Source organism: Amycolatopsis sp. NPDC114484 (assembly GCF_055633755.1).
The window spans coordinates 189,492-213,024 of sequence record NZ_JBVKDQ010000017.1; the positions used below are offsets into that span (position 1 = coordinate 189,492).

Annotated in this window: 24 protein-coding genes; 11 read left to right on the forward strand and 13 right to left on the reverse strand. The window is 70.4% G+C overall.

All coding sequences use genetic code 11. The features are described 5' to 3' along the window. Positions 1–30: 30 nt before the first annotated feature. The 3 genes from ACZ7SW_RS33865 to ACZ7SW_RS33875 form a co-directional block, all read right to left on the reverse strand. Positions 31–702, reverse strand: coding sequence for a GntR family transcriptional regulator (locus ACZ7SW_RS33865; RefSeq protein WP_470234437.1), 672 nt, complete (start codon positions 700–702; stop codon positions 31–33). A 60-nt stretch (positions 703–762) separates the two neighbouring features. Continuing rightward, positions 763–2,025 (reverse strand): alpha-hydroxy acid oxidase, encoded by a 1,263-nt coding sequence (locus ACZ7SW_RS33870; protein WP_470234438.1) that lies wholly within the window; start codon positions 2,023–2,025, stop codon positions 763–765. 141 nt (positions 2,026–2,166) lie between these two features. After that, positions 2,167–3,111 carry a response regulator transcription factor gene (locus ACZ7SW_RS33875; RefSeq protein ID WP_470234439.1) on the reverse strand — a complete coding sequence of 315 codons (945 nt, stop codon included), beginning with the start codon at positions 3,109–3,111 and terminating at the stop codon, positions 2,167–2,169. A 153-nt stretch (positions 3,112–3,264) separates the two neighbouring features. Between ACZ7SW_RS33875 and ACZ7SW_RS33880 the strand changes: the two genes are divergently transcribed. Next, entirely contained in the window at positions 3,265–4,701 is a 1,437-nt protein-coding gene (locus tag ACZ7SW_RS33880) for an amidase (protein ID WP_470234440.1), read from the forward strand. Here ACZ7SW_RS33880 and ACZ7SW_RS33885 read toward each other — a convergent pair. Further along, a complete protein-coding gene (locus ACZ7SW_RS33885; protein ID WP_470234441.1) occupies positions 4,679–5,533 on the reverse strand; it encodes an alpha/beta hydrolase in 855 nt (284 codons plus the stop codon). The genes ACZ7SW_RS33880 and ACZ7SW_RS33885 overlap by 23 nt on opposite strands. Beyond that, positions 5,530–6,756 (reverse strand): metal-dependent hydrolase family protein, encoded by a 1,227-nt coding sequence (locus ACZ7SW_RS33890; protein ID WP_470234442.1) that lies wholly within the window; start codon positions 6,754–6,756, stop codon positions 5,530–5,532. The genes ACZ7SW_RS33885 and ACZ7SW_RS33890 overlap by 4 nt, the downstream gene beginning before the upstream one ends. A gap of 53 nt (positions 6,757–6,809) precedes the next feature. Here ACZ7SW_RS33890 and ACZ7SW_RS33895 point away from each other — a divergent pair, with 53 nt between their 5' ends. Further along, positions 6,810–7,382, forward strand: coding sequence for a TetR/AcrR family transcriptional regulator (locus ACZ7SW_RS33895; RefSeq protein ID WP_470234443.1), 573 nt, complete (start codon positions 6,810–6,812; stop codon positions 7,380–7,382). Here ACZ7SW_RS33895 and ACZ7SW_RS33900 read toward each other — a convergent pair whose 3' ends face one another. Beyond that, a complete protein-coding gene (locus ACZ7SW_RS33900) occupies positions 7,383–8,138 on the reverse strand; it encodes an IclR family transcriptional regulator (RefSeq protein ID WP_470234444.1) in 756 nt (251 codons plus the stop codon). Positions 8,139–8,177: 39 nt separating this feature from the next. Here ACZ7SW_RS33900 and ACZ7SW_RS33905 point away from each other — a divergent pair, with 39 nt between their 5' ends. Both ACZ7SW_RS33905 and dmpG read left to right on the forward strand, forming a co-directional pair. Next, positions 8,178–9,080: an acetaldehyde dehydrogenase (acetylating) gene (locus ACZ7SW_RS33905; protein ID WP_470234445.1), complete on the forward strand. Its 903-nt coding sequence runs from the start codon at positions 8,178–8,180 to the stop codon at positions 9,078–9,080. Further along, the gene (gene dmpG, locus ACZ7SW_RS33910; RefSeq protein WP_470234446.1) at positions 9,077–10,102 is read left to right on the forward strand and encodes a 4-hydroxy-2-oxovalerate aldolase; all 1,026 of its coding nucleotides are present in this window, start codon (positions 9,077–9,079) and stop codon (positions 10,100–10,102) included. The genes ACZ7SW_RS33905 and dmpG overlap by 4 nt, the downstream gene beginning before the upstream one ends. Here the strand turns inward: dmpG and ACZ7SW_RS33915 are convergent. Beyond that, a complete protein-coding gene (locus tag ACZ7SW_RS33915) occupies positions 10,096–10,701 on the reverse strand; it encodes a TetR/AcrR family transcriptional regulator (RefSeq protein WP_470234447.1) in 606 nt (201 codons plus the stop codon). The two genes, dmpG and ACZ7SW_RS33915, sit on opposite strands and share 7 nt — an antisense overlap. A gap of 91 nt (positions 10,702–10,792) precedes the next feature. Here ACZ7SW_RS33915 and ACZ7SW_RS33920 point away from each other — a divergent pair, with 91 nt between their 5' ends. The 5 genes from ACZ7SW_RS33920 to ACZ7SW_RS33940 all read left to right on the forward strand — a co-directional run bounded on the left by ACZ7SW_RS33920 (position 10,793) and on the right by ACZ7SW_RS33940 (position 16,540). Further along, the gene (locus ACZ7SW_RS33920; protein ID WP_470234448.1) at positions 10,793–11,722 is read left to right on the forward strand and encodes an oxygenase MpaB family protein; all 930 of its coding nucleotides are present in this window, start codon (positions 10,793–10,795) and stop codon (positions 11,720–11,722) included. A gap of 67 nt (positions 11,723–11,789) precedes the next feature. After that, positions 11,790–12,818, forward strand: coding sequence for an LLM class F420-dependent oxidoreductase (locus ACZ7SW_RS33925; RefSeq protein WP_470234449.1), 1,029 nt, complete (start codon positions 11,790–11,792; stop codon positions 12,816–12,818). A 364-nt stretch (positions 12,819–13,182) separates the two neighbouring features. Beyond that, positions 13,183–14,490 carry an MFS transporter gene (locus tag ACZ7SW_RS33930; protein ID WP_470234450.1) on the forward strand — a complete coding sequence of 436 codons (1,308 nt, stop codon included), beginning with the start codon at positions 13,183–13,185 and terminating at the stop codon, positions 14,488–14,490. Further along, entirely contained in the window at positions 14,487–15,902 is a 1,416-nt protein-coding gene (locus ACZ7SW_RS33935; RefSeq protein ID WP_470234451.1) for a pyridoxal phosphate-dependent decarboxylase family protein, read from the forward strand. The genes ACZ7SW_RS33930 and ACZ7SW_RS33935 overlap by 4 nt, the downstream gene beginning before the upstream one ends. 71 nt (positions 15,903–15,973) lie before the next feature. Continuing rightward, positions 15,974–16,540, forward strand: coding sequence for a hypothetical protein (locus tag ACZ7SW_RS33940; RefSeq protein ID WP_470234452.1), 567 nt, complete (start codon positions 15,974–15,976; stop codon positions 16,538–16,540). 39 nt (positions 16,541–16,579) lie between these two features. Here ACZ7SW_RS33940 and ACZ7SW_RS33945 read toward each other — a convergent pair whose 3' ends face one another. Beyond that, the gene (locus ACZ7SW_RS33945) at positions 16,580–17,305 is read right to left on the reverse strand and encodes a dienelactone hydrolase family protein (protein WP_470234453.1); all 726 of its coding nucleotides are present in this window, start codon (positions 17,303–17,305) and stop codon (positions 16,580–16,582) included. A 152-nt stretch (positions 17,306–17,457) separates the two neighbouring features. Next, positions 17,458–19,146, reverse strand: coding sequence for an MFS transporter (locus tag ACZ7SW_RS33950; protein WP_470234454.1), 1,689 nt, complete (start codon positions 19,144–19,146; stop codon positions 17,458–17,460). Between the two features lie 140 nt (positions 19,147–19,286). On the opposite strand from ACZ7SW_RS33950, the gene ACZ7SW_RS33955 reads away from it, so the two are divergent. Then, complete coding sequence (locus tag ACZ7SW_RS33955) at positions 19,287–20,354, forward strand: zinc-binding dehydrogenase (RefSeq protein ID WP_470234455.1); 1,068 nt, start codon at positions 19,287–19,289, stop codon at positions 20,352–20,354. Between the two features lie 13 nt (positions 20,355–20,367). Here ACZ7SW_RS33955 and ACZ7SW_RS33960 read toward each other — a convergent pair whose 3' ends face one another. The 4 genes from ACZ7SW_RS33960 to mrf are packed head-to-tail and all read right to left on the reverse strand — an operon-like array spanning position 20,368 to position 23,127. Next, complete coding sequence (locus ACZ7SW_RS33960; protein ID WP_470234456.1) at positions 20,368–21,462, reverse strand: GTP-binding protein; 1,095 nt, start codon at positions 21,460–21,462, stop codon at positions 20,368–20,370. Then, positions 21,459–21,617 (reverse strand): 50S ribosomal protein L32, encoded by a 159-nt coding sequence (gene rpmF / locus ACZ7SW_RS33965; protein WP_470234457.1) that lies wholly within the window; start codon positions 21,615–21,617, stop codon positions 21,459–21,461. Before rpmF ends, ACZ7SW_RS33960 begins: the two co-directional genes overlap by 4 nt. Beyond that, on the reverse strand, positions 21,617–21,880 hold the full coding sequence (locus ACZ7SW_RS33970) for a type B 50S ribosomal protein L31 (protein ID WP_470234458.1): 264 nt from the start codon (positions 21,878–21,880) through the stop codon (positions 21,617–21,619). Before ACZ7SW_RS33970 ends, rpmF begins: the two co-directional genes overlap by 1 nt. Beyond that, positions 21,877–23,127: a ribosome hibernation factor-recruiting GTPase MRF gene (gene mrf, locus ACZ7SW_RS33975; RefSeq protein ID WP_470234459.1), complete on the reverse strand. Its 1,251-nt coding sequence runs from the start codon at positions 23,125–23,127 to the stop codon at positions 21,877–21,879. Before mrf ends, ACZ7SW_RS33970 begins: the two co-directional genes overlap by 4 nt. Before the next feature lie 78 nt (positions 23,128–23,205). Between mrf and rpmB the strand changes: the two genes are divergently transcribed. Beyond that, complete coding sequence (rpmB, locus tag ACZ7SW_RS33980; protein ID WP_470234460.1) at positions 23,206–23,442, forward strand: 50S ribosomal protein L28; 237 nt, start codon at positions 23,206–23,208, stop codon at positions 23,440–23,442. The last annotated feature ends 91 nt before the right edge of the window (positions 23,443–23,533 follow it).

The following is a 23,533-nucleotide window of genomic DNA, read 5'->3' on the forward strand; positions in this document are numbered from 1 at the left end:
GGTTTTAACCGGCACAGCCACTTACGACACCTAGTCCCCGGGCAGCAGGTGGGGCACCTCGTTCCGGCGGCGCAGCGCGAGGTGCATCATCGCGCGGCCGCCGAGTTCGAGGTCGTCTTCCAGCGCCTTGAGGGCGGTCTGGCCGCCGACGCGGAGCTGGCCGACGAGGTGCCGGTGCGTCGCCGCCAGATGCTCGGCCGACGACTCGGCCCGGATCGTCGCGAGCATGCAGTTGAGTTCGTTCGAGCACGCCTGGTGCGAGGCGACCACGCGAGGATTTCCGCTGGCAGCCACGATTTCCGCGTGCACCGCGCTGTGCGCCTCGATCACGTGCCGCCACGGCGTCTCGGCGGTCAGCGCTTCGAGCCGCCGCACCGCCTCGTCGACCGCGTCGAAATCCGCGTTCTGGAGCAGCGCCAGGCGCAGTGCGCCCAGTTCCAGGACCGACCGGTATGAGCACATCGCGTCGATGCGTTCGGAGGTCACCGCGGGCACGACGATTCCCTTGTTGCGCTGGTGTTCGAGCAGCCCCTCGGACACCAGCGTCTGCAGCCCGGACCGCACCGAATGCCGTCCGGCGCCGAATCGCGCGCTCAGCGATTCTTCGGTGAGCCGCGTCCCGGGTTCGAGGACGCCGTCCAGAAGATCGTCGCGGAGGGCTTGCGCGATGCCGCCCGGCGTACTGCCCGCCTGATCGCGCACTTCGCCACTCGTTTCAGCAGAACTTCCCACAATCGCTGCCGATCTTAGCCGAGCCCGCCGTCAAAGCCGGGCGGGCAGCCGCAGGGACGCGTGTTCCGCGCTGATCTCGTCGGTGCGCACGACGCCGAGAAGCCGCAACGTCCGCGTGTACTCCGCGCTGAGGATCTCGATCGCGCGGTCGACACCCTGCTCTCCCGCCGCCATCAGGCCGTACAGGTAAGCCCGGCCCACCATTGCCGCCGAGGCGCCCCATGCCCGCGCGGCGACCAGGTCGGCCCCGGTCCGGACGCCGGTGTCGAGGATGATCTCGCAGTCGTCGCCGACCGCGTCCACAACGCGCGGCAGCAGTTCCAGCGGGGTCGGCGCGCGGTCGAGCTGGCGGCCGCCGTGGTTCGAGAGCACGAGCGCGTCGACGCCGGAACCGGCCATCTCCTTGGCGTCGGCGACGCTCTGGATCCCCTTGACGATCAGCTTTCCCGGCCACAGCTCGCGCAGCCACCGCAGGTCCTCGACGGTCAGGGACGGGTCGAACATGGTGCCGATCAGCTCTTCGACCGTGCCGTCGAAGTTGCTGAGCGCGGCGAACTGCAGCGGTTCGGTGGTCAGCAGGTTCATCCACCAGGACGGCCGCACCGCGATCCCGGCGAGCGTGCGGACGGTCAGCGTGGGCGGGATGGTCAGTCCGTTGCGGACGTCGCGCATCCGCGCCCCGCCGATCGGGGTGTCGACGGTCAGCACGAGCGCTTCGTACCCGGCTCGCGCCGCGCGTTCAACCAGCGCTTCGCTCGCGGCGCGATCCTTCCAGAGGTAGAGCTGGAACCACTGCCGCGCGGTCGGCGCGCACGCGCGGACGTCTTCGAGATCGGTGGTGCCCATCGTCGAGAGCACGTACGGGATCCCGGCGCGAGCGGCCGCGCGGGCGACGGCGATCTCGCCCTCGTGGTGCATCATGCGCGTGAAACCGGTGGGCGCGAGCACGAGCGGCAGGGCCGACTGTCCACCGAGGACTGACGCCGACGGGTCTACCTCGGTGACGTCCTGCAGCACTCGCGGATGCAGTTCGACGTTCTCGAAGGCCCGCCGCGCCCGGCCGATGCTGATCTCCTGCTCCGCCGCGCCGTCGACGTAGTCGAAAACCGGCCGGGGAGTGCGGCGGCGCGCGATGGTGCGCAGATCGTCGATGGTGTGCGCGGTGGCGAGGCGGCGCTCGCGGACGTCGAACCTCGGCTGCCGGAACTTGAGCAGCGGCCGGATCTCCGACGGCCGGGGCAGCCGCCGCCGGATCGGCCGCCGGGGCAGGTGCTCGGGTTCGAACGTGGTCATCCGCTGCCTCCTGGCCGCCGAGAAATCGGTACACAATGTGCGACCGGTGAACTGCTTGCCGCACCGGCACTTTGGGAACTCATGGGCAGGAGGAGTCAAACATGAGGGCAGAGCCAGTGCAAGGAGTGTGACACAATCTGCTCAGCGGTGAGCGGCCTCCAACGCGGCGAGAGTGTCGAGATCATGTTCGAGCGCGTGCCGGGCCAGCGCGGTCCGGTTCGGGCAGCCGAGCTTCGTCAGCGCCGATTCGACATGGCTGCGCACCGTGCGGATCGCGATCCCCAGCGCCGCCGAGATCCGCTCGTTCGACCACCCGCGCGCTACCAGCCCGACCACGTCCAGTTCCCGGCCGGTCAACGGCCCAGGCTCCGGCATGCGGAAGATCCGCAGCAGCATTCCGTCCGGACGGCGCGCCCGCGCCTGCACTCGCCACCAAGCGCCGTCCGCGTCCCGATGGCGGAATCCGGCCCGCGCGCCGCACCGCGTGGCGAGCAGGAATTCGCGCTCGCTGAGCGGCAGCCGCTCCACGGCGGTCGACCGCACCTCGACCTGGGCGCGCGAAACGCACACCACCGCGTCGGCGGCGGAATCGCCTGGTTCGGCGCCGGGGTCGGCCAGGGCGGCGAGATCGTGCGACAGCATCGTGAGCGCGAGGACGGACCCGTCGTCCAGAGGCCGGTCGTGAGTCGAACTCAGTGCTACGAAACTCCGTTCCGGCCCGGCCCCCGGCGCGAGCGGCAAGGTCAATCCCTCGCGGAAACCGTACGGCTGAATGCCTTCCCGGTACGTCCTGGTCTCGTGGGCCTCCGGGACGTCGACGAAGCGCAGCGGCAGGCCCAGCCGGGCCGCGCGCAGGTGGATCGGGCATTTCCAGCGGTAGGTCGTGGTCAGGTAGCCGAGCATGTCCGCCGGGTAGCCGAGGTTGACCGTCGCGGTGCGCTGTTTGCTGCCGCTCACCAAGGCGGCGCAGGCGAACCCGAGTTTGTCCCGCACCGCGCGGAGCGGAGCTTCGACGGGGAGTTCGCCGCGGCCCGCCGCGCGCACTTCCTGGGCGAGCCGAGCCCACCACTGCAGATCCGCGGTCATCTCCGAACCTCCGCTGCCGAACGGAGCATGAACGTCCGCCGTCGGGGGTGTCAACGGCGCGCACATCCGCGGCGGGAGCGGAACGGCTTTTCGACCGATGCCGCCGCCCGCGCCCGCTCGTAGCGTTCGGGGTCCCCGGCCGAAGGAGACTGGATGAACCTCGACGAATACACCGCCCTCGACGCGACCGCGCTCGCCGCGGTCATCGCCTCCGGCGAGGTCACCGCCGAGGAGGTCGCCGTGCTGGCGGTCCAAGCCATCGGCACCGTGAACCCGGAGCTGAACGCGGTCGCCGACGGGCCGTTCGAGCGCCCGCTCGGCTACTCGCGCGGCGGCCGGTTCGCCGGGGTTCCGTTCGCGATCAAGGACCTCGTCCTGCACGCCGCCGGAGTACCGACCCGGATGGGCACGCGGCTGCTCGGCAAGGGCGCCGTGCCGCCGGAGGACACCCACCTGATGGAGCGCTTCCGCGCGGCGGGCCTGGCGACGCTGGCCGTCACGACCACGCCGGAGCTGGGATTCAACGCCAACTCCGAAGCGCTGGCCTACGGTTCGACTCGCAACCCGTGGAACACCGCGCACAGCGCCGGGGGTTCCAGCGGCGGTTCGGCGGCGCTCGTCGCGGCCGGGGCGCACGCCAACGACGGCGGCGGTTCGATCCGCGTTCCCGCCGCCTGCAACGGCCTGGTCGGGCTGAAGCCGACTCGCGGCCGGGTGCCCGCCGGGCCGGATTTCGCCGATCCGCTGTACGGAATGGGCGTCGAACTCGCGGTGTCGCGGACGGTCCGGGACACCGCGGCCCTGCTCGACGAGGTCGCGGTGAGCTATCCGGGCGACCCGTACGTCCTCGCTCCGCCCGCGCGCCCGTGGCTGGACGAGGTCGGTGCCGACCCGGGCCGGTTGCGCATCGCCGTGCACACCGAATCCTGGGCGGGCAGCTACGTCGACCCGGAGGTGGCGCGCGCGGTCGAGGCGACCGCTGAGGTGCTCGAAGCGGCGGGTCACCACGTCGAACGCGCGACGCCGGTCTTCGAATGGGAGCCGTTCCTGCACGCGAATCACGTGCTGTGGTCGGGGTTCCTCGCCGGTGCGGTCGCCGGGATCGAAGAGATGACCGGGGTCGCGGCGAGCCCGGACAACCTCGAGCGCACCTCGTGGGCGTGCGTCGAGTACGGCCATTCGATCAGCGCGATGGAACTGACCGCGGCGCTGGGTGCGATGAACGTCGTTTCCCGTGCCGCAGGCCGGTTCTTCACCGGATACGACCTGTTGCTTACCCCGACTATCAACACCCCGCCGCTGCCGCTGGGCCGCCTCGACGCGAACGCCGATCTCACCGCGGCCGAGTGGACCAGGCAGCTTTTCGACGCCTGCTCGTTCACGCCGCTGTTCAACCAGACCGGCGCTCCGGCGATCAGCCTTCCGCTCGGCCAGTCCTCGCAGGGCTTGCCGATCGGCGTCCAGCTGGGCGGTCCGGTCTGTTCGGAATCGCTGCTGCTGCGGGTCGCGGCGTTCCTGGAGGAGGCGATGCCGTGGGCGGACCGGCGGCCCGCCGTCCACGTCGCGGCTACTGGGCCCGGCAGGTCCTGAGGTAGCTGAGGAACGAGGCTTGCAACCCAGTCACGTGCGTTTCGCGCAGGACCGCGCTGGTGACGGCTCCCTCGCGAGACGTGAGGCGGTGCAGGAAGGCGGCCGTGTTCTTCGCGAGGCTTTGGTAGACGGCCAGGTCTCCGAGCAGCTCTTGGTCGTTGACGGTCACGTGAAGCTTGGCGGCGGGCAGGCTGTCGCCAAGCTCGTTGAGCTGGGCGAAAATTCGGCTGTCTTCGCCGACAAGGCCGGGGCTGCCCGCTCCGATGCTCTCGAAGTGCGTCCCGCTGTTGAGCCAGGCGTAGAGGCTGAAAAGCCCGCCGTAGGAGTAGCCGAAGAGGCCGTGCCCGCTCGCGGCCGCGTGGTAGGCGCGTTCGATCCGCGGGTGCAGTTCGTCGGTGAGGAAGGCCAGGAACTCGTCGGCACGGCTGTCGCGCAGTTCGGCGAGGTAGGCGTCGGCTTCCTCTTGGGTCATCCTGCCCGTTTCGATTCCCATCTCCACGGCGTCGACGAACTCCTGGGCGATGGGTTCGCCGGGCGGCACGAGGTCCCGGTTGCGCAGCCGCGCCCAGTCCGGTGCTTCCTCGCCCGCGTAGCCGACGCTGACCTGGAGGTAGGGCTGGATCTGCTGCATGGGATCGGCCTGGGTGACGATGAGCGGAGCCGTCATGCCCACGGCCCAGTTGCCGTCGAGCACATACACGACCGGCACCCGGGTCTGGGCGGGGTCGTAGCCCGGCGGCGTGGTGACCCAGATGCCGTAGGCGTGCCCGCTGCGGGAACGCATTTCGAAATAGTCGGTGCCGGCGAGGCAGCCCTGCCACATAGTGCTCATCGGAGATCCTTTGCTACGCGTCCGGCTTGGACGACGACGACCGCGTTCGCGGAGTCGGCGAACAGGGTGGGATTTTCGAGCGGGTTGCCGTTCCAGAGAACGAGATCCGCTTGCCGGCCGGGAGCGATCACTCCCGCCTCGCCGGCGAGGCCGAGGATCTCGGCGTTGGTCTTGGTGGCCGCTACGAGGGCTTCCATCGGCGTCTCCAGGTCTGCGCGCAATGTGAGCTCTTCTCCTCGGCGGTCCTGAGCCGGACCGATCAGATCAGATCCGAGCCCGATCCGCACCCCGGCTGCCTTGGCGGCAGCGAGCGCTTCGGCCATCCGCTCGCGAACGCCCAGCGCCCGATCGCGGATCGACTCGCCGAGGCCGGCTTCGGCGGTGTCGCGCAGAAGGTGCTCGACGACAGCGAAAGTGGGCACCAGGGCAACCTCGCGAGCGGCCATCAGGGCGGCCGTGGACTCGTCGATATCAGTGCCGTGCTCGACACACCGCACCCCGGCCTCGACCGCGTTCCGGATGCCTTCGTTGTTGTGTGCGTGCACCGTCACATAAGTGCCCCGCGCCGCGGCTTCTTGGACCGCGACGGCGATTTCTTCCACGGTGAACTGAGTATCGGTCAGCTTGTCGTGCGCGCTGACCACGCCGCCGGTCACGCAGAGCTTCAGGAAGGAGGCTCCTCGACGGAAGGCCTCGCGTACGTTGCTTCGCAGCTCGTTCGCGTTCCCGGACATCATCGACAGGGCGGCCAGACCGGGAATGTGATGGCTGCTCCACAGCTCGGTGGGCTCCCAGTCGGGTCCGTAGTAGCCGTGCCCGCCGGTCTGGCACTGGACAGGTCCGCACGACAGCACGCGCGGTCCCCGGACCTTGCCCTTGGCGATCGTGGTGACGACGCCGCCGTCGATCCCGCCGGTGTCCCGGACGGTGGTGAACCCGGCGTCGAGCGCCGCGCCTGCCGTGGCGAAGATGTCCGCCGCGATCTCGGCGGCGCTGAGCTGAAACGAGAACTGAGGCTGGATCGGGCTCGACAAGCCCAGGTGAACGTGCGCGTCGATCAGGCCGGGCGTCATCGTCAGCCCGTCGGCGTCGAGGCGCTCGCCGGACGCGCCGGAGGTGCCGAGCTGGGCGATGAGCGCGTCCTCGACGGTGACGGCGACGCGCGCGGGATCGCGCCCCGAGCCGTCGACGACCGTCGCGCCGACTACCTGAAAACTTCCCACGCGCCGTTCCCTCCGTCGTTGCAGCGTTCTTTTCCAATGGATAAACTGTGCGAGTGACCCTGTCAAGCGAGGAAGGCAAAGGCGACGCCCGCGAGCGTCTCCTGGCCCGGCTTCTCGACGCCTTCGACGGGACCCTGCCCGCGCCGGACGTGTCGCTCCGGGAGGTCGCCGCCCGCGCCGACACCAGCCACGCGCTGCTGCGCTACCACTTCGGGTCGCTCCCGGGCGTCTTGGCGGCCATGCTCGGGGCGCAGCGATCCCGCGACAACGAGGCGCTTTTCAAGACCGCCCGCCACGGCACCTTCGCCGATCTCGTCGTGGCGGCCTGGCGGACCTACACGCGCCCGGAGCAGCTGTCGCGGGTTCGCGGGTTCTTTCACGTCACCGGACTGGCCGCGTACCGGCCGGCGGACTTTCGCGAGTTCATCGATTCGCTCGACGACCTGACCAAGATGCTGGCCGAGCTCGCGGAACGCGAAGGGCTCGGCGCCGAGGAAGCGCTGAGCACTGCCACTGTCACGGTCGCCGCGATGCGCGGTCTGCTCTTGCAGGAGGTCCTGACTCCCGGAGCGCATTCGGAGGACGCCCTTGCCTTGATCTTGCGCCTGGGCAAAGGACGGCCCTGATCAGGTTTCGGCGACGGTCCGCGACAAGGCCAACGCCACCGTCCGCACCGCGGGCGCGACCCGTTCGGTACGCATCCGCGTCGCCCATCCGGAGATCGACACCGCCGCGACGGCGAGCCCGTTCGCGTCGACGAGCGGGCTCGCCGCGCACACCACGCCCACGCCGGATTCCTCGCGCTCGAACGCGATCCCGTCCTCCCGGATCCGCGCCAGCTGCCGGCGCAGCAACCCGGGCGCGGTGATCGTCCGCGGGCTGACCCGGGGCAGCCCGGCATCGATCACCCGCGTCACGACGTCGTCGGGGGAGCATGACAGGATCGCCTTCCCGACGCCGGTCGCGTGCGCGGGGAACCGCCCGCCGGTGCGCGAGGGCAGATCCGGTGCGTCCGGCCCGCGCAGCACGTCCAGGTACACCACTTCGGTGCCCTCCAGGACCGCGAGATGCACGGTGTTCCGCGTGGCCTCCCGCAGATCCGCCAGGTACGGCCGCGCCGCCTCCACCAGACCGCGGCGGCGCACCGCCAGCTGGCCGATCTCGAACAGCCGCAGCCCGAGCCGGACCGAGGTGCCGTCGCGTTCCAGCAGGCCGGTGTCGGCCAGATGCCCGGCCAGCCGGTGCACGGTCGTCTTCGCGAGTCCGGTCCGGCGCGCCAGTTCGGAGACGCCCAGCGCGTCGTCGCCGGGGCGGAAGGCTTCCAGCACCGCGGCGACGCGCGCGGTCACGAGCCCGTCGCCGTTCCGTCCAGTGGTACGCATGGGTTGAGTGTGCCCCATCCCGGCGAGCACCGTGGCGGCATGGCGGAACGCAAGGTGACGGCCGCGATCGTCGGCCCGGGCAACATCGGTACGGATCTGCTGGCGAAACTCCAGCGCAGCGAGCACGTCGAAGTGCGCTACATGGTGGGCGTCGACCCGGCGTCGGACGGGCTCGCCCGCGCCGCGAAGCTCGGGCTCGAGACGTCCGCCGGGGGCGTGGACTGGCTCCTGTCGCGCGCGGAACTGCCGCAGCTGGTGTTCGAGTCGACGTCGGCGAAGGCGCACAAGGCGAACGCGCCGCGGTACGCCGAGGCCGGGATCCGCGCGATCGACCTGACGCCCGCCGCGATCGGCCCGCTCACGTGCCCGGCGGTGAATCCGCCGGAGAAGCTGACCGACCGCAACGTCAACATGATCACCTGCGGCGGCCAGGCGACGATCCCGATCGTGCACGCGGTTTCGCGGGTGACGCCGGTGTCGTACGCGGAGATCGTCGCGTCGGTCTCGTCGCGGTCGGCGGGGCCCGGCACGCGCGCGAACATCGACGAGTTCACCGAGACCACCTCGCACGCGATCGAGAAGGTCGGCGGCGCGGACAAGGGCCGGGCGATCATCATCATCAACCCGATGGACCCGCCGATGATCATGCGCGACACGGTGTTCTGCGCGGTCGACCCGGACGCCGACTTCGACGCGATCAGCGAATCCGTGCACCGCATGGTGAAAGACGTCCAGCAGTACGTGCCGGGCTACACGCTCAAGGCCGACCCGCAGTTCGACCCGCCGCGGCCGGACTGGAGCGGCAAGGCCCGCGTGGGCGTCTTCCTGGAAGTCGCGGGCAACGGCGACTACCTGCCCAAGTACGCGGGCAACCTCGACATCATGACCGCCGCCGCCGCGCGCGTCGGCGATCTCTTCGCCGCTCAGGAGGTGGCCGCGTGAACAACACCGACGTCCGGCTGGTCGACACCACTCTGCGCGACGGCAGCCACGCGATGGCGCACCAGTTCACCGAGAAGCAGGTGCGCGACACCGTCCGCGCGCTGGACGACGCGGGCATCTCGCTGATCGAGGTGACCCACGGCGACGGTCTCGGCGGCTCCACCTTCAACTACGGCTTTTCCTTGGTGGACGAGCGAAAGCTCATCGCCGCCGCGGTCGACGAGGCGAAGCAGGCGAAGATCGCCGTGCTCCTGCTGCCCGGTCTCGGCACGGTCACCGACCTGCGCGCGGCGGCCGACCTCGGCGCGGGCGCGGTGCGGATCGCGACCCACTGCACCGAGGCCGACGTGTCCATCCAGCATTTCGGCGCGGCGCGCGATCTCGGCCTCGAAACCGTCGGATTCCTGATGCTGTCGCACATGTCGGCGCCGGAGGACCTGGCGAAACAGGCCCGGATCATGGTCGACGCGGGCTGCCAGTGCGTGTACGTCGTGGATTCCGCGGGCGCGCTGATCCTGGACGACGCGTCCGAACGCGTCGCCGCGCTCGTCGCGGAACTCGGCGACGAAGCCCAGGTCGGCTACCACGGGCACCAGAACCTGAGCTTCGGCGTCGCCAACTCGGTGCTCGCGTACCGCGCGGGGGCCCGGCAGATCGACGGTTCGCTCGCCGCGCTCGGCGCGGGCGCGGGCAACTCGCCGACGGAGGTCCTCGCCGCCACGTTCGAGCGGCTCGGCGTCAAAACCGGCGTGGACAAAGACGTTCTGATGGAAGCCGCGGAGAACGTCGTGAAGAAGTACCTGACCCGGCTGCCGGTGATGGACCGGTCGTCGATCATCCAGGGCTACGCCGGCGTGTACTCCAGCTTCCTGCTGCACGCCGAACGCGCGGCCGAGCGCTACGGAGTCCCGGCGCACGAAATCCTCTACAAGGTCGGCGAAGAACGCTACGTCGGCGGCCAGGAGGACATGATCATCGACATCGCGCTGCGGCTGCGCGACGAGCGGGCAGCCGCTCAGTGAGCCCCCGAGCCGAAAGCGTCCGCGCCGAGCACGAGCTTCACGCAGTGCTCGACGAGACGCTCGCGGCTCACCTTCAGCGTGCCGTCGAGATAGGCGATGAACACGTTGCTGAGCGCGCCGACGAGACCGATCGCCACGAGCTGGCGGCCGGTCTCGTCGCCGCGCGACAGCTGTTCGCCGACGAGCGTGGTGAACGCCGGGAGCAGGTGCAGGCCTCGCTGGGTCAGCGCCGGATCGGTCAGCGGCGCGAGCAGCAGCACCCGGCCTTTGCGCGGGTCGTCCAGCACCAGCTCCACGAACGCGGTGACGGCGCGTTCGGCACGGCGGCTCGGATCGGCCTCGCCGGAAACGGCGTCGGCGAGCGCTTGCCGGGCTTGGTCTCCGACGTCCTCGTAGACGGCGGCGACCAGGCTTTCCCGGTCGGCGAAGCTTTCGTAGAAGTACCGCTCGGTCAGCTTCGCCGACCGGCACACCGCGCGGACGCTCACCGCCGCGCTGCCCTGCGCGCCGAGCAGGTCGAGCCCGGCGGCCAGCAGCTGCGCGCGGCGCCGGGCCCTGCGGTCGTCCAGCGTCGTGCCCGCCCACGTGCGGCCCGGCATACCCGCTCCCGTCCCGAGTTGACCACAGATGTTGTCACATCCTAACCTGACAACAGCTGTAGTCACTTCGCCGACCCGCCGAGGAGCCGCGATGGGCAGGGACGCCCCGGAGCCGCTGGGACCGGCCTCGCTGACCTGGAAGTACTTCGGCGACTGGCGCGGGCTGCTGATCGCGCTGTGGGCCGGGTCGATGCAGAACATGCACCCCGGGCTCGGCGCGGGCGTCGAGGAGCATTCCCGGTTCTTCGAAGAACGCTGGCAGCGGCTTTTCCGTTCGCTGTACCCGATCGGCGGCGTGGTCTACGACGGCCCGCTCGCGCACCGCACGGCGCTGGAGGTGCGCGGCTACCACGACCGGATCAAGGGCGTGGACGCGAAAGGCCGCCGCTACCACGCGCTGGACCCGGACACGTATTACTGGGCCCATTCGACGTTCTTCGTCAGCACCATCCTGATCGCCGACAATTTCATGGGCGGCATCGGCGAAGAGGAAAAGCGCACCCTGTTCGACGAGCACGTGCGCTGGTGGCGGATGTACGACCTGACGATGCGGCCGGTGCCGGAATCGTGGGAGGACTTCCAGCGATACTGGAAGCACATGTGCGCCGAGGTCCTGGAGGACAACAAGGCCACCCGCGACGTGCTCGACCTCCGAGGCATCGCGAAACCGCCGTTCCTGCCGTGGCTGCCGGATCCACTGTGGACGCCGGTCTCGAAGATCATCGCGAAACAGTTCGTGTGGCTGACCGTCGGCCTGTACGACCAGGAAGTGCGCGATCTGCTCGGCTACCGCTGGACCGCGCGGGACGCGAGCCGGCACCGCCGCGTCGGCAAGCTGATCAACGCGGCGTTTTCGCTGCTTCCGCACGATCGCCGCTACCATCCGCGGGCACGGGCGGGCTGGCGGCGCGCCCGCGGCGAACTGGCCCCGGGGACGCCGCCGGTCGAAACCCCGCGCCGCAATCTTCCCCCGCTCGCCGAGCGCGGGAAACCGGAGCACTACTCGCCGGACGTGCCGTGAGGGGAACCCTGGGGGAATCAGAGTCCCTCAGGGTTCCCCTCACGGACTTCGAGATCAGGAGGGCTTGATGAAGCTGGGCTTTCACCTCGGGTACTGGGGGAGCGGGCCGATCCCGGGCGCGCAGGAGACCGTGCTCGAAGCCGAACGGCTCGGGTTCGACTCGGTGTGGTCGGCCGAGGCGTACGGGTCGGACGCGTTCACGCCGCTGGCCTGGGTCGGCGCGGCGACCAGCCGGATCAAGCTCGGCACGAACATCGTGCAGATGTCCGCGCGCACCCCGACCGCGACCGCGATGACCGCGCTGACCATGGACCACCTCTCCGGCGGCCGCTTCGTGCTCGGCCTCGGCGCGTCCGGCCCGCAGGTGGTGGAGGGCTGGTATGGCCAGCCCTATCCGAAGCCGCTGGCGCGCACGCGCGAGTACGTCGAGATCGTGCGCAAGGTGCTGGCCCGCGAGGAACCGGTGACGCTCGACGGGGAGTTCTTCCAGTTGCCGCTGCAAGGCGGGACGGGACTGGGCAAACCGCTCAAGCCGACGGTGCACCCGCTGCGCGCCGACCTGCCGATCTACCTCGCCGCCGAAGGCCCGAAGAACGTCGCGCTCGCCGCCGAGATCTGCGACGGCTGGCTGCCGCTGTTCTTCTCGCCCAAGTCGGACGCGTTCTACCGGACCGCGCTGGAGGAAGGTTTCGCGCGCCCGGGCGCGCGGCGGAGCAGCCTGGACGGTTTCGAGGTGGCCGCTTCGGTGCCGGTGATCGTGCACGACGACGTCGAGGAGGCGGCGAGCTTCATCAAGCCGGCGCTGGCGCTCTACATCGGCGGGATGGGTGCGAAGAGCGTGAACTTCCACCACGACGTCTTCGCCCGGCTCGGGTACGCGGACGTGGCGGACAAGGTGCAGGAGCTTTACCTGGCCGGGCGGAAGGAAGAGGCGGTCAAGGCGATTCCGACGTCGCTGGTCGAGGACACCTCGCTGATCGGACCGGCGGAGAAGATCCGGGAAGAGCTGGCGGCGTGGGAAGAGACGGTGGTGACGACGCTGCTGCTGCGCGGAGACGCGGGGTCGTTGGCGAAGGCGGCGAAAGCGCTGTCCTGACCGCGCGCGGGTGAGGTCGTCGGCGCCGAACGCGCTTGGCGTGCGTCGAAGCGGCCGTGCGGGCGGCGAAATTGAAGGCGGCAGTCGCGGGCGGGACCGCGGTGCCGGAGGATCTCGGCTATTCCTGGTCCGGAACGCTCGACAGCCACCGCGCGGCACCCGTGAAAGCCCTGTCCTGAAAGCGAAGCACGCACCCTCCGTGAGCGGCGATTCCGGTGCCGGCCGCCTCGGCCGCGCACGAGGCCGTAATCGGCCCGGTACAGCCGCTGCATCACGACGGTGGCACGATTCCTCCCGACCACTACCGGGAACCGGCGAAGATCCATTAGGCATGCGTTCGTCGTTCCGCCTTCGAGGAGGACTTTTGGCGTCGCTGTCCCGCCGCACGAGATTCCGCTACTCGCTCGGCTCCTTCGTCACCGGCGGGTTCGGCACGGTGCCGGGGCTGCTCCTGCTGCCCTACCTCACCGACACGATGGCCGTGCCCGCGGCGGCGGCCGGGGTGATCGTGTTCGTGCCCAAGGCGTGGGACGTGGTCTTCAACCCGGTCGCCGGCCGGCTGTCCGACGCCGACCTCGCGCGCACCGGCAGCAGGCGGCGGTTCCTGCTGCGCGGCGGGATCGGCGTCGCGATCCTGTTCGCCTTGTTGTTCGCGCATCCCGGCTTCGGCGCGCCGGTGTGGGACGCGGCGTACGTCGTGGCGATGTTCTTCCTGTGCGCCACCGCGTACGCGTTCTTCCAGGTGCCGTTCAACGCGCTTCCGGCCGAGCTGACCGATTCCGCCGAGGAACGCACGAAACTCACCAGCGTCCGGATCGGCGTGCTGGCGGTCGCGGTGCTGGTGTCCGGCGGCGGCGCCCCGGCGATCACCGACCTGCTGCCCGGCGTGGCGGGCTACCGGGTGATGGGCCTGGTGATGGCGGTGATCATCCTGGCCGCCACGCTCGGCGTCTACTTCGGCCTGAAGGGCGCGCCGGTCGGCTCGCTGCGGCCCAACACGGTGCGGCTGAAGGAACTGGCGCGCACCATCGCGCGGTGGCGGTCGTTCCGGTGGCTGCTGGGCGTCTACTTCATCCAGGCGCTCGGCATCGGCACCGTGCTGGCCGCGATCCCGTACTTCGCGCAGCACGTGCTCGGCGACCCGAGCTACCGCACCTACCTGTTCGTCGGGTTCGTCGGGCCCGCGCTGGTCACCATGCCGGTGTGGCCGCGGCTGGGCGCGCGCTGGGGCAAGCTCGCCGGGTTCCGGATCGCCACCTCGTCGTTCTTCGTCGGGCTGGTGGCGATGTACTTCGCCGACCGGCTCCCGTTCGCCGCGACGCTGGTGTTCGTCGCGCTCGCCGGCGTCGGCTACGCGGGCATTTCGGTGTTCCCGCTGGCGATCCTGCCGGACCTGATCAGCGCCGAGGAGGAGCGGACCGGCGAGACCCGGGCGGGCGTCACGGCCGGGGTGTGGACCGCGTCCGAGACGCTCGGGCTCGCGCTCGGGCCGGGACTGCTCGGCATCGTGCTGCAGGCCGGGAGCTACGTGTCGAGCAGCGGCACGACCGCCGTCCCGCAGCCGCCGTCGGCGATCACCGCGATCGTGATCGGCGCGTCGGTGCTGCCCGCGGTGCTGATCGCGCTCGGCGTCCCGCTGCTGCGCCGTTCGGTCCTGGAGAAGCAGCCGTGAACGACGTCCTGGCGCGGCTGCGCGAACTGCGCTCCGGCGACCTGCCGACGCACGGCGGGCGCACGCTGGCCTACGTGTACGACAGCGGACTGTCCGAAGTGGACGAGATCGCCGCCGCCGCGCACGCGCTGGCCAGTTCGGCCAACGGACTCGACCCGACCGCGTTCCCCAGCCTGCTGCGGATGGAGAACGACCTCGTCGGCCGCGCGGCCGGACTGCTCGGCGGCACGCCGGACACGGTCGGCGCGGTGACGTCCGGCGGCACCGAATCGTGCCTGCTGGCGGTCCTCGCCGCGCGTGACTCCCGGCCGGATCTCGAGGCGCCGTCGATCGTGCTGCCGGAAACCGCGCACGCGGCGTTCCACAAGGCCGCGCACCTGTTCGGCGTGCGGAAGGTCGTGGTGCCGGTCGATCCGGGCACCTTCCGCGCGGACCCGGCGGCGATGACGGCGGCGATCGACGACTCCACCGTGCTCGTCGTGGCGAGTGCTCCCTCGTACGCACACGGCGTCGTCGACCCGATCACGGAGATCGCCGCCGCGGCCTCGGCTCGCGGGGTGCGCATGCACGTCGACGCGTGCATCGGCGGTTGGGTGCTGCCGTACTTCGCAAAGCTCGGCGCGGACCTGCCGCTGTTCGACTTCCGCGTCCCGGGCGTCACCAGCATTTCGGTGGACCTGCACAAATACGCCTACTGCGCCAAGGGCGTTTCGGTGCTGCTGCACGCTTCCGCGGAACTCCGCCGGACGCATTTCTTCGCGAGCGCGGCCTGGCCCGGCTACACGATGCTCAACCCGACGTTGCAGAGCACCCGTTCCGGCGGTCCGCTCGCCGCCGCGTGGGCCGTCGTCCACCATCTCGGCGAGGACGGCTACCTGCAGCTGGCCGCCCGCACCCGGGAAGCGGTGGACCGGATTCGCGCTGGGGTGGCTTCGATTCCGGGCTTGCGGGTGCTGGGCGACCCGGTGTCGACGCTGGTCGCGTTCACCGGCTCGGACGGCTTCGATCTGTTCACCGTCGCCGACGAGATGAAGGAGCGCGGCTGGTACGTCCAGCCGCAGTTCGCGCACGGGACTTCTCCGCTGAACCTGCACCTCACTGTCACCGCCGCGAATCACGGCAGCGAGCCGGAATTCCTCGCCGATCTGGCCGCTTCGGTCGAGGCGGCGCGCGCGGAAGGCCTGGTGCGGGTCGATCCGGAGGTCGCCGCGTTCGTGGCCGCGCTGGACCCGGCGACGCTGACGTCCGAGCAGTTCGGCGGATTGCTCGCCGCGGCGGGCCTGACCGGCGCCGGCGGGCTGCCGGAGCGGATGGCGCCGGTCAACGCGTTGCTGGCGGTCGCGCCGGAACCGTTGCGGGAACGGCTGCTGGTGGAATTCCTGGGCGCGCTGTACACGCCGTCGCGGAAGTAACGCAACCGAACGCCCCGGTCGGCCGTCCAGAAACCATGGGGAGTGCTGAGGAAAACCGAAGACCGGGTCTGGTGCTGGCCGCAGTCGTGTTCCTGCTCGGCTGGCTGCTGGCCGCCGCCGTGAACTACTTCGTCCTGCCCATCAGCGGCGTGATCCCCTTGCCGGTCATCGTGCTGACGGCGGGAGCGTGGCTGACCGCGGCGACGGCCACCGCGATCAGCGCGTGGCTGGTGTGGCGGCGGCTGCGCTGGCCGGGTCTCGCCGGATACGCGGCGATCACCGCGGCGTTCGCGGTGCTGATGGCCAGCACCGACTGGGTGCACTTCTACGCCACCACCCGGTACTCGATGCACCGACCGGACTATGCCGAGGTGCTGCGCCACGTCGGCGATCTCACGAAGGGCGAGAACCCGCCCGACGGGGTTTCGCGGATCAACAACGACCCGGGCCGGCCGGTGTGGTTCGTCCGCGCCTGGTCGGGGATTCCCGGCTGTGCGGCGGGTTTCGCGCACTTCAGCGGTTCCCCGGAGAAGTACCTTCCCGGCCGTCCAGTCGATTCGTACGACTACCTCGACGGCCTGGGCTGCGCCATCCGGCCCACCGTCGAACTGGGCGACGGCTGGTGGTGGGTCGAGTAGCCGTTTCGCAGCAGGTCCCGCTGCGAAACGGCTCGGACCTCAGAGGGCCTGGCCGAGCAGGGGCACCAGCCGTTCCCAATGTCGTTGCAGGCCATCGGCGTCGAAAGAATCGGTGTCGGCCATGGTGAAGCCGTGGACCGTGCCGGGGTAGATCTCCGACGTGTAGCTGACGCCCGCGGCATCGAGGGCCTGGTTGAGTTCGCCGAGAGCGTCCGGCGTCAGATCGGATTCGGCGTGGCCGAAGTGTGCTTCGGCGGTGATCCGGGAGAAGATCTCGGGCCCGGCGGCGCCGACCGGTGCGTGGAATCCGGCGACGGCGGCCACCTGGTCGGGATGGGCCGCGGCGGTGCGGACCGCGAGAAGGCCGCCGATGCAATAGCCGGTCACCCCGACCGGTCCGGCGCTGACTTCGGGCTGGGCGGCGAGGAATTCGAGATACGCGGCGGCGTCGCGAAGGACCAGTTCGGGGGTGTGCGCTTCGATCAACGGCATCACACGAGCGAAAACTCCGGGACGTTCCTCCGCTCCGATGAACTCCGGAAGTTCGAGCACCGGCGCGGGGCCGTGCCGGTAGAAGAAGCGGGGAACGAGCACGTAGTAGCCGTGCGCGGCCAGTTCGCGGGCCAGGTCTCGTACTACGGGCCGGATTCCGAAGCCGTCGGCGTACATCAGCACCCCCGGGTGCCGCGCGCCGTCGGCGGGGAAGGCGGCGAACGCGTCGGCCTGGCCGTCAGGGGTGGGGATCCGCAGAGTCTTGTCGGGCATGAATTCTCCTGTCGTCGGTTGAGGTAGCTGTCAACACGACGAAGGAGGCGGGGCCCGCGCGGCGCTCAGAAGAGCACCGGGTAGCCGATCCGTGAGTGGCGCAATGCCGTCCCGGTAGTCATCGCTGATCAACCTACCCCATCGGGACTGACCTAGTCCCGATGGAAGTACCGCTTCCCCCGGGACGCCGACGCCAGCGCGGCGACCAGCGCCATCGCCGCGGCCGCGACGAACACCGTGACCAGTCCGTCGTGGAACGGCCCGGAAATGAGGGTCGGGAAGAACTCCTTGCCGGTCAGCGCGGCGGAATCGGCGGGGGAGAGCTGCCCGAGCACGCCCGGCCCGACCAGGTGCGCCACCGGGTTGCTGCCCAGGAACGCGGCGAACAGGGTGCTCACCGGCGGCAGCTGGGCGATGTTCGCGGCGACCTCCGCGGGAATGCCGTGCGCCCGCAGCCCGCCGGTGAGCGTCGAGGGCAGCGAGCCGGCCAGCCCGGCGATCATCAGCGAGAAGAAGACGCCGATGGACAGCGACGTCCCGGAATTCTGGAACGTCGAGCGCATGCCGGACGCGACGCCGCGCTGGTGGTCCGGCACGCTGCTCATGATCGCGGAGGTGTTGGGCGCGGAGAACATGCCCTGCCCGATCCCGCTCAGCACGAGCAGCGCCGCGAACGCCGGATAGCTGAAGTCCACCGGCAGCGCGAGCAGCCCGAGGAACGCGCCGGCGACGAGCAGCAGCCCGCCGGTGGAGAACAGCCGCGCGCCGAAGCGGTCGGAGAGGAATCCGGAGACCGGACCGGCGATCAGGAACCCGGCGGTGAGCGGCAGCAGGTAGATCCCGGCCCACAGCGGGGTTCGCTCGTAGTCGTACCCGTGCAACGGAAGCCAGATCCCCTGCAGCCAGATGATGAGCATGAACTGCATCCCGCCGCGCGCGATCGCGGTGAGCAGCGCGGCGAGGTTCCCGGCGGTGAACGCGCGGACGCGGAACAGCGACAGCTGGAACATCGGAGCCGGCACCCTGGTCTCGATCACGCAGAACCCCGCCAGCAGCGCGATTCCGGCGCCGAGCCCGCCGAGCACCCACGGGTTGCCCCACCCGGTCGCCGCACCGCCGTAGGGCTGGATGCCGTAGGTGATCGAGGCGAGGACGACCGCCGTGCCGAGGGCGAAGGTGACGTTGCCGCCCCAGTCGATCCGCGATCGTCGCGGGCGGCTGATCTCGCGGAGGCTGCGGATGGACCAGACGGTGCCGAAAACGCCGAACGGCACGCTCACCCAGAACACCGCGCGCCAGTCGAGTTCGGCCAGCAGGCCGCCCGCGACCAGCCCGAGGAACTGCCCGGCCAGCGCGGTGATCTGGTTGACGCCCAAGGCCATTCCCCGTTGTTCGCGCGGGAAAGCGTCGGTGAGGATCGCCGCGGAGTTCGCGGTGAGCATCGCGCCGCCGACGGCCTGCACCACCCGCCAGCCGATCAGCCACAGCGCCCCGCCGGCCGCGCGGAACGGGTCGAACGACAGCGCCACCGAGGCGACGCTGAAGATCACGAACCCGACGTTGTACATCCGGACGCGGCCGAACATGTCGCCGAGCCGCCCGAGCGTCACCACCAGGACCGCGGACACCAGCAGGTAGCCGAGGATCATCCACAGCAGATAGCCGATGTTGGCCGGGGCCAGCGGGTCCAGGCCGATGCCGCGGAAGATCGCGGGCAGCGAGATGATCACGATCGACCCGTCCAGCGCCGACATCAGCACGCCGAGAGTGGTGTTGGAGAGCGCGACCCACTTGTACCGCCCGCTGTGCCGCGCCTGGCTGTCGATCGTCCGGTCCGCCACGATCGACAGCCTAGACTGATAAATCTAGCCTGTTCAACTGGTGCGAAACGGGTATCCCGGACGAACTGTCCGGGTAGCGGCACGCTCCTGGTTGCCGTCCTTCTTTTCGCCGAGGATGGAGGGGAACGAAGGAGAAATCGGTGAAAGCTGCTGTGCTCAAGGAATTCGGGCTTCCGTTGTCGGTCGAGGAGGTCGCGGATCCGGTGCCGGGCACCGGGGAAGTGGTCGTGGACGTCGTCGCGGCGCCGGTGCTGCACTACACCGCCGAGGTGGTCAGCGGCGCCCGGCGGTATCTGCTGGACCTGCCCGCGATCCTGGGGACCGGTGCGGTCGGCCGGGTGCGTTCGGCCGGCCCGGACGCGACGAAACTCAAGCCGGGCGACTGGGTCCGGTGCGACCCGACGGTCCGCTCCCGCGACGACGCGGTGACCCCCGATGTCGTCTTGCAGGGGTTGACGGCCCGCGGCGACGGAGGATTGGCGTTGCAGCGCCGTTTCCGGCACGGCGGGTTCGCCGAGCGGATCATGGTCCCGACCGAGAACGCGGCTCCGCTGGGCGACATCGACGAGGCGGACGCCGGCCGGTGGGCGGCGCTCGGGATTTGCCTGGTTCCCTACGGCGGCCTGCTCGACGGCGGGCTTCAGCCGGGCGAGACGGTGCTGATCAGCGGCGCGACCGGCACGTACGGCGGCGCGGCGGTCGCGGTGGCGATCGCGATGGGCGCGGGCCGGGTGATCGCGCCGGGCCGGAACCGGGCGGCGCTCGCCGATCTGGAGCGGCGCTTCGGCCACCGCGTCCGGACGGTCGTGTTGGGCGGCAACGAAGACGAAGACCGCGCGGCGATGCAGGCGGCCGCGGCGGGGCCGGTCGATCTGGTGCTGGATCTGCTGCCGCCGTCGGCTTCGGCGACGGCGGTCCGGGCCGCCGCGATGACCGTGCGGGAGTTCGGCCGGGTCGTGCTGATGGGCGGGATCGGGGACGAGGTGACGTTGCCGTACCCGTGGCTGATGCTGAACAGCGTGACAGTGCGCGGGCGGTGGATGTACCCGCGCGACGCGGTTCCGAAGCTGATCGCGCTGGCCCGGTGCGGACTGCTGGACTTGACGCAGTTCGCGGTCGACGAGTTCGCGTTGTCCGCGGCGGGGGAGGCGGTGGAGCACGCGGCCGAGGTGGGCGGGCGGTTCCGGCTCACGGTGCTGCGGCCGTGAGCCGGAACCGTCCTTAGTGGACGTGGACCGGTTCCCACCGGGGGAACGGATCGTCGGCGGCGCGGGCATCGGACAGGCAGCTCTCTAACGCGTCGAGCAGCGCGGCGTGTTCGAGCCCGACGCCGATGAACACCAGCTCCTGCCGCGGCTCGTCGGCGACGCCCTGCGGCTCGAACCGCGCGACGCTGCCCGCCTGCGACCACAGGCCGAGTGTGCCCGGGCGCGTGCTGAGGCTGAAGAACCCCTTCGACCGCAGCACCGTCCCGAACTCGCCGGAGTCGAGCCGCGACGTGACGAACTCCCACAGCGGCACCGGGTCGAACGCGCGTCCGGAGCGGAACACGACGCTGGAGATGCCGTACTCCTCGGTCTCCGGCACGTGGTCCCCGTTCAGCTCCGCCACCCAGCCCGGTGCTTGCTGTGCGCGTTCGGCGTCGTATCGCCCGGTGCCGAAGACCCGCGCCAGCGGCACCCGGCCGAACTCCGCGGACACGACGTCGGCCGCCGGGTTGAGGCGGCGCAACGAGGCGAGCAATCGGTCCTTTTCGGACGGCGTGACCAGGTCGGTTTTGTTCAGCAGCAGCACATCCGCGAACTCGACCTGGTCCATCAGCAGGTCGCTGACTGTCCGTTCGTCGCCGTCGTACTGGTCCAGCCTGCGCTCGACCAGGCTGTCGCCGCGGGCCAGTTCGCGGGCGAAGTTCGCCGCGTCCACGACGGTGACCATCGTGTCCAGCCGCGCCGACGACAGCACCGGGGCGCCGTCGTCGGCGGGGAAGGAGAACGTCGCGGCCACCGGCATCGGCTCGGAGATCCCGCTGGACTCGATGAGCAGATGGTCGAACCGCCCGTCGCCGCAGAGCCGCGCGACCTCCTCGAGCAGGTCCTCCCGCAGGGTGCAGCAAATGCACCCGTTGGTCATCTCGACCAGCCGTTCGCCGGTCCGCGACACGCTGTCCCGCACGAGCGCGGCGTCGATGTTGACCTCGCTCATGTCGTTCACGATCACCGCGACGCGCAGCCCGTCCCGGTTGGCCAGGATCTGGTTGAGCAGCGTGGTTTTCCCGGCGCCGAGGAATCCGGAAAGGACAGTGACCGGGACGCTCACTTTTCGAGCCGCTGGAAGTGCTTGATCAGCTTGCGCGGCACCAGTTTCCGCTCGCCGTCCACGACGATCGGCACCAGGTCCGGCACCGCCGCCTTCCACTGCGAGCGCCGGGACCGGGTGTTGCTGCGCGACATTTTCCGCTTCGGGACGGCCATCAGCGCGCACCCCCGCTCCGGCGCTGCCCGTAGCGGCGGCGGAACTTCTCGACCTGGCCCGCCGAATCGAGGATCCGCTGGGTGCCGGTCCAGAACGGATGCGACCACGCGCTGATGTCCACCGCCACGAGCGGGTAGGTGTTCCCGTCGGACCATTCGATCGTGCGGTCGGACGTGGCGGTGGAGCGGGTCAGGAACGCGTCGCCGGTCGACGAGTCCTTGAAGACCACCGGGTGGTAGTCGGGATGGATGCCGGGTTTCACAGGGTTTCGTCCTTCTGGTTGGCGGCGTTCGCGTGCCGGTCGGTTTCTTCGGTTTCTTCGCAGGGGTCCTCGTGCCAATTCCCGAACGGGTCGGGGTATTCGCGCCAGGCCGCTTCGCCCTCGGCCAGCTCGGCGTCGGTGAGCAGGGCGGCTCGCAAGGCGCTCTCGATCTCCGCCGGCGCGGCCTGATCGGTGACGATCACTAATTCCTGTGCGCGGTCGCCGTGCACCGGGTCCCAGCGCAGCGAGGCGAGCGTGCGGCGTTCGGGGGAGACGTCGGCCCAGTCCGGCCCGTCCGGCGAGGCGAGCCACGGCCCGGCGTGCCCGATGCCGAGCCCGCCGCCCGCCGATTCGATCCAGAACGCGACGTCCGGCTGGCTCGCCACCCAGGCGCGGCCGCGGGTGCGGACCACTCCGTCGAGCAGCAGGTCGATCGCCTCGTGCAGCCGCTGCGGGTGGAACGGGCGCTGCGTGGTGAACTGCAGCAGCTCGATGCCGCAGTCCGGGTGCAGCGGCGGCGCGCCGCGCAGCAACGCGCCGTGCAGGTCGGTGACCTCGCCGCGGCGGGCGTCGGCGGGGATCGCGGCGAACAGCCCGGCGGCGTCGGTGCGGGCCAGTTCGACGCGCGGCACGGACGGCGCGACCCGGTCCAGCACCGCCGAGGATTTGGCCGCGGACCAAGCGTCCGCCGCCGCTCCGGCGAGCACGAGGACGTCCGCGGATTCCGCTTGGGACAGTGCGACCTGCGCGACCGTCCGCTCGTCTTCCGGACTGCCCCGCAGGCCGCGCTCGGCGAGCAGGTCGTCGCCGGTGACGTCGCCGAGCCACGTCGCGCGGTCGAGCACGGTGAAGACCGCTTCGAGTTCGACGTCGTCGCTGACCGGGCGATCGCCGACCAGGACGTTGCGGATCGCCCAGCTCACCGGTTCGGCCTCCATCGCCTCGTCCAGCCGCACCACGATGCGGTCGACCTGAGGCATCCGGGCCAGCCGGCGAAGCAGCGGCAGCAGGTCCTCGCGCAGCGTGCAGTTCACGCAGCCGTGCGCGAGTTCGAGCGGTGTCAGCTCGTCGCGGCCGCGCAGCCGGATCCGGCGGCGGACGACGCCGGATCCGATGGCGCGGAGGTCGTGGTGGACGACGGCGGTGCCGGGGTTCGCGCTGACCAGGAGCGCGGCGAGGGCATCGGCTTGCGTGGCGCGGGCGATCCCGCTGCAGAGCACGAGCGGGACACGCGGACGTGGGGGCACTGGATCTCCAGACGACGGGGCGGGGTACGGTGACGAGCGTAGTTGAACATGAATGTCACTATCAACTTGGGAGGGTCCGTGTCAGCCGTGTGCCAGGTCACCGGCCGCAAGCCGGGCTACGGCAAGCAGGTCTCGCATTCGCACCGCCGCACGTCGCGGCGCTGGGAGCCGAACCTGCAGACGCGCCGCTACTACGTGCCGAGCCTCGGCCGCGCGGTGCGGCTCAAGGTGTCGGCGAAGGGCATGAAGACGATCGACAAACGCGGCATCGACGCCGTCGTCGACGACCTCGTGGCGAAGGGAGTGAAGCTCTAGTGTCCTGCGCCTGAAATTCGTTGGCAATATCGTGCGAGTGAATCGATGATCTCTTCGGCGGTCTTGGTCCACACGAACGGCTTGGGGTTCT

Coding starts and splice junctions, on each gene's coding strand:
- ACZ7SW_RS33945 (WP_470234453.1), bottom strand. CDS start 17,305: ATGCCCGACAAGACTCTGCGGATCCCCACCCCTGACGGCCAGGCCGAC.
- ACZ7SW_RS33875 (WP_470234439.1), bottom strand. CDS start 3,111: ATGACCGCGGATCTGCAGTGGTGGGCTCGGCTCGCCCAGGAAGTGCGC.
- ACZ7SW_RS33920 (WP_470234448.1), top strand. CDS start 10,793: ATGGGCAGGGACGCCCCGGAGCCGCTGGGACCGGCCTCGCTGACCTGG.
- ACZ7SW_RS33885 (WP_470234441.1), bottom strand. CDS start 5,533: ATGAGCACTATGTGGCAGGGCTGCCTCGCCGGCACCGACTATTTCGAA.
- ACZ7SW_RS33880 (WP_470234440.1), top strand. CDS start 3,265: ATGAACCTCGACGAATACACCGCCCTCGACGCGACCGCGCTCGCCGCG.
- ACZ7SW_RS33925 (WP_470234449.1), top strand. CDS start 11,790: ATGAAGCTGGGCTTTCACCTCGGGTACTGGGGGAGCGGGCCGATCCCG.
- ACZ7SW_RS33870 (WP_470234438.1), bottom strand. CDS start 2,025: ATGACCACGTTCGAACCCGAGCACCTGCCCCGGCGGCCGATCCGGCGG.
- ACZ7SW_RS33900 (WP_470234444.1), bottom strand. CDS start 8,138: ATGCGTACCACTGGACGGAACGGCGACGGGCTCGTGACCGCGCGCGTC.
- ACZ7SW_RS33915 (WP_470234447.1), bottom strand. CDS start 10,701: ATGCCGGGCCGCACGTGGGCGGGCACGACGCTGGACGACCGCAGGGCC.
- ACZ7SW_RS33905 (WP_470234445.1), top strand. CDS start 8,178: ATGGCGGAACGCAAGGTGACGGCCGCGATCGTCGGCCCGGGCAACATC.
- rpmF (WP_470234457.1), bottom strand. CDS start 21,617: ATGGCCGTCCCGAAGCGGAAAATGTCGCGCAGCAACACCCGGTCCCGG.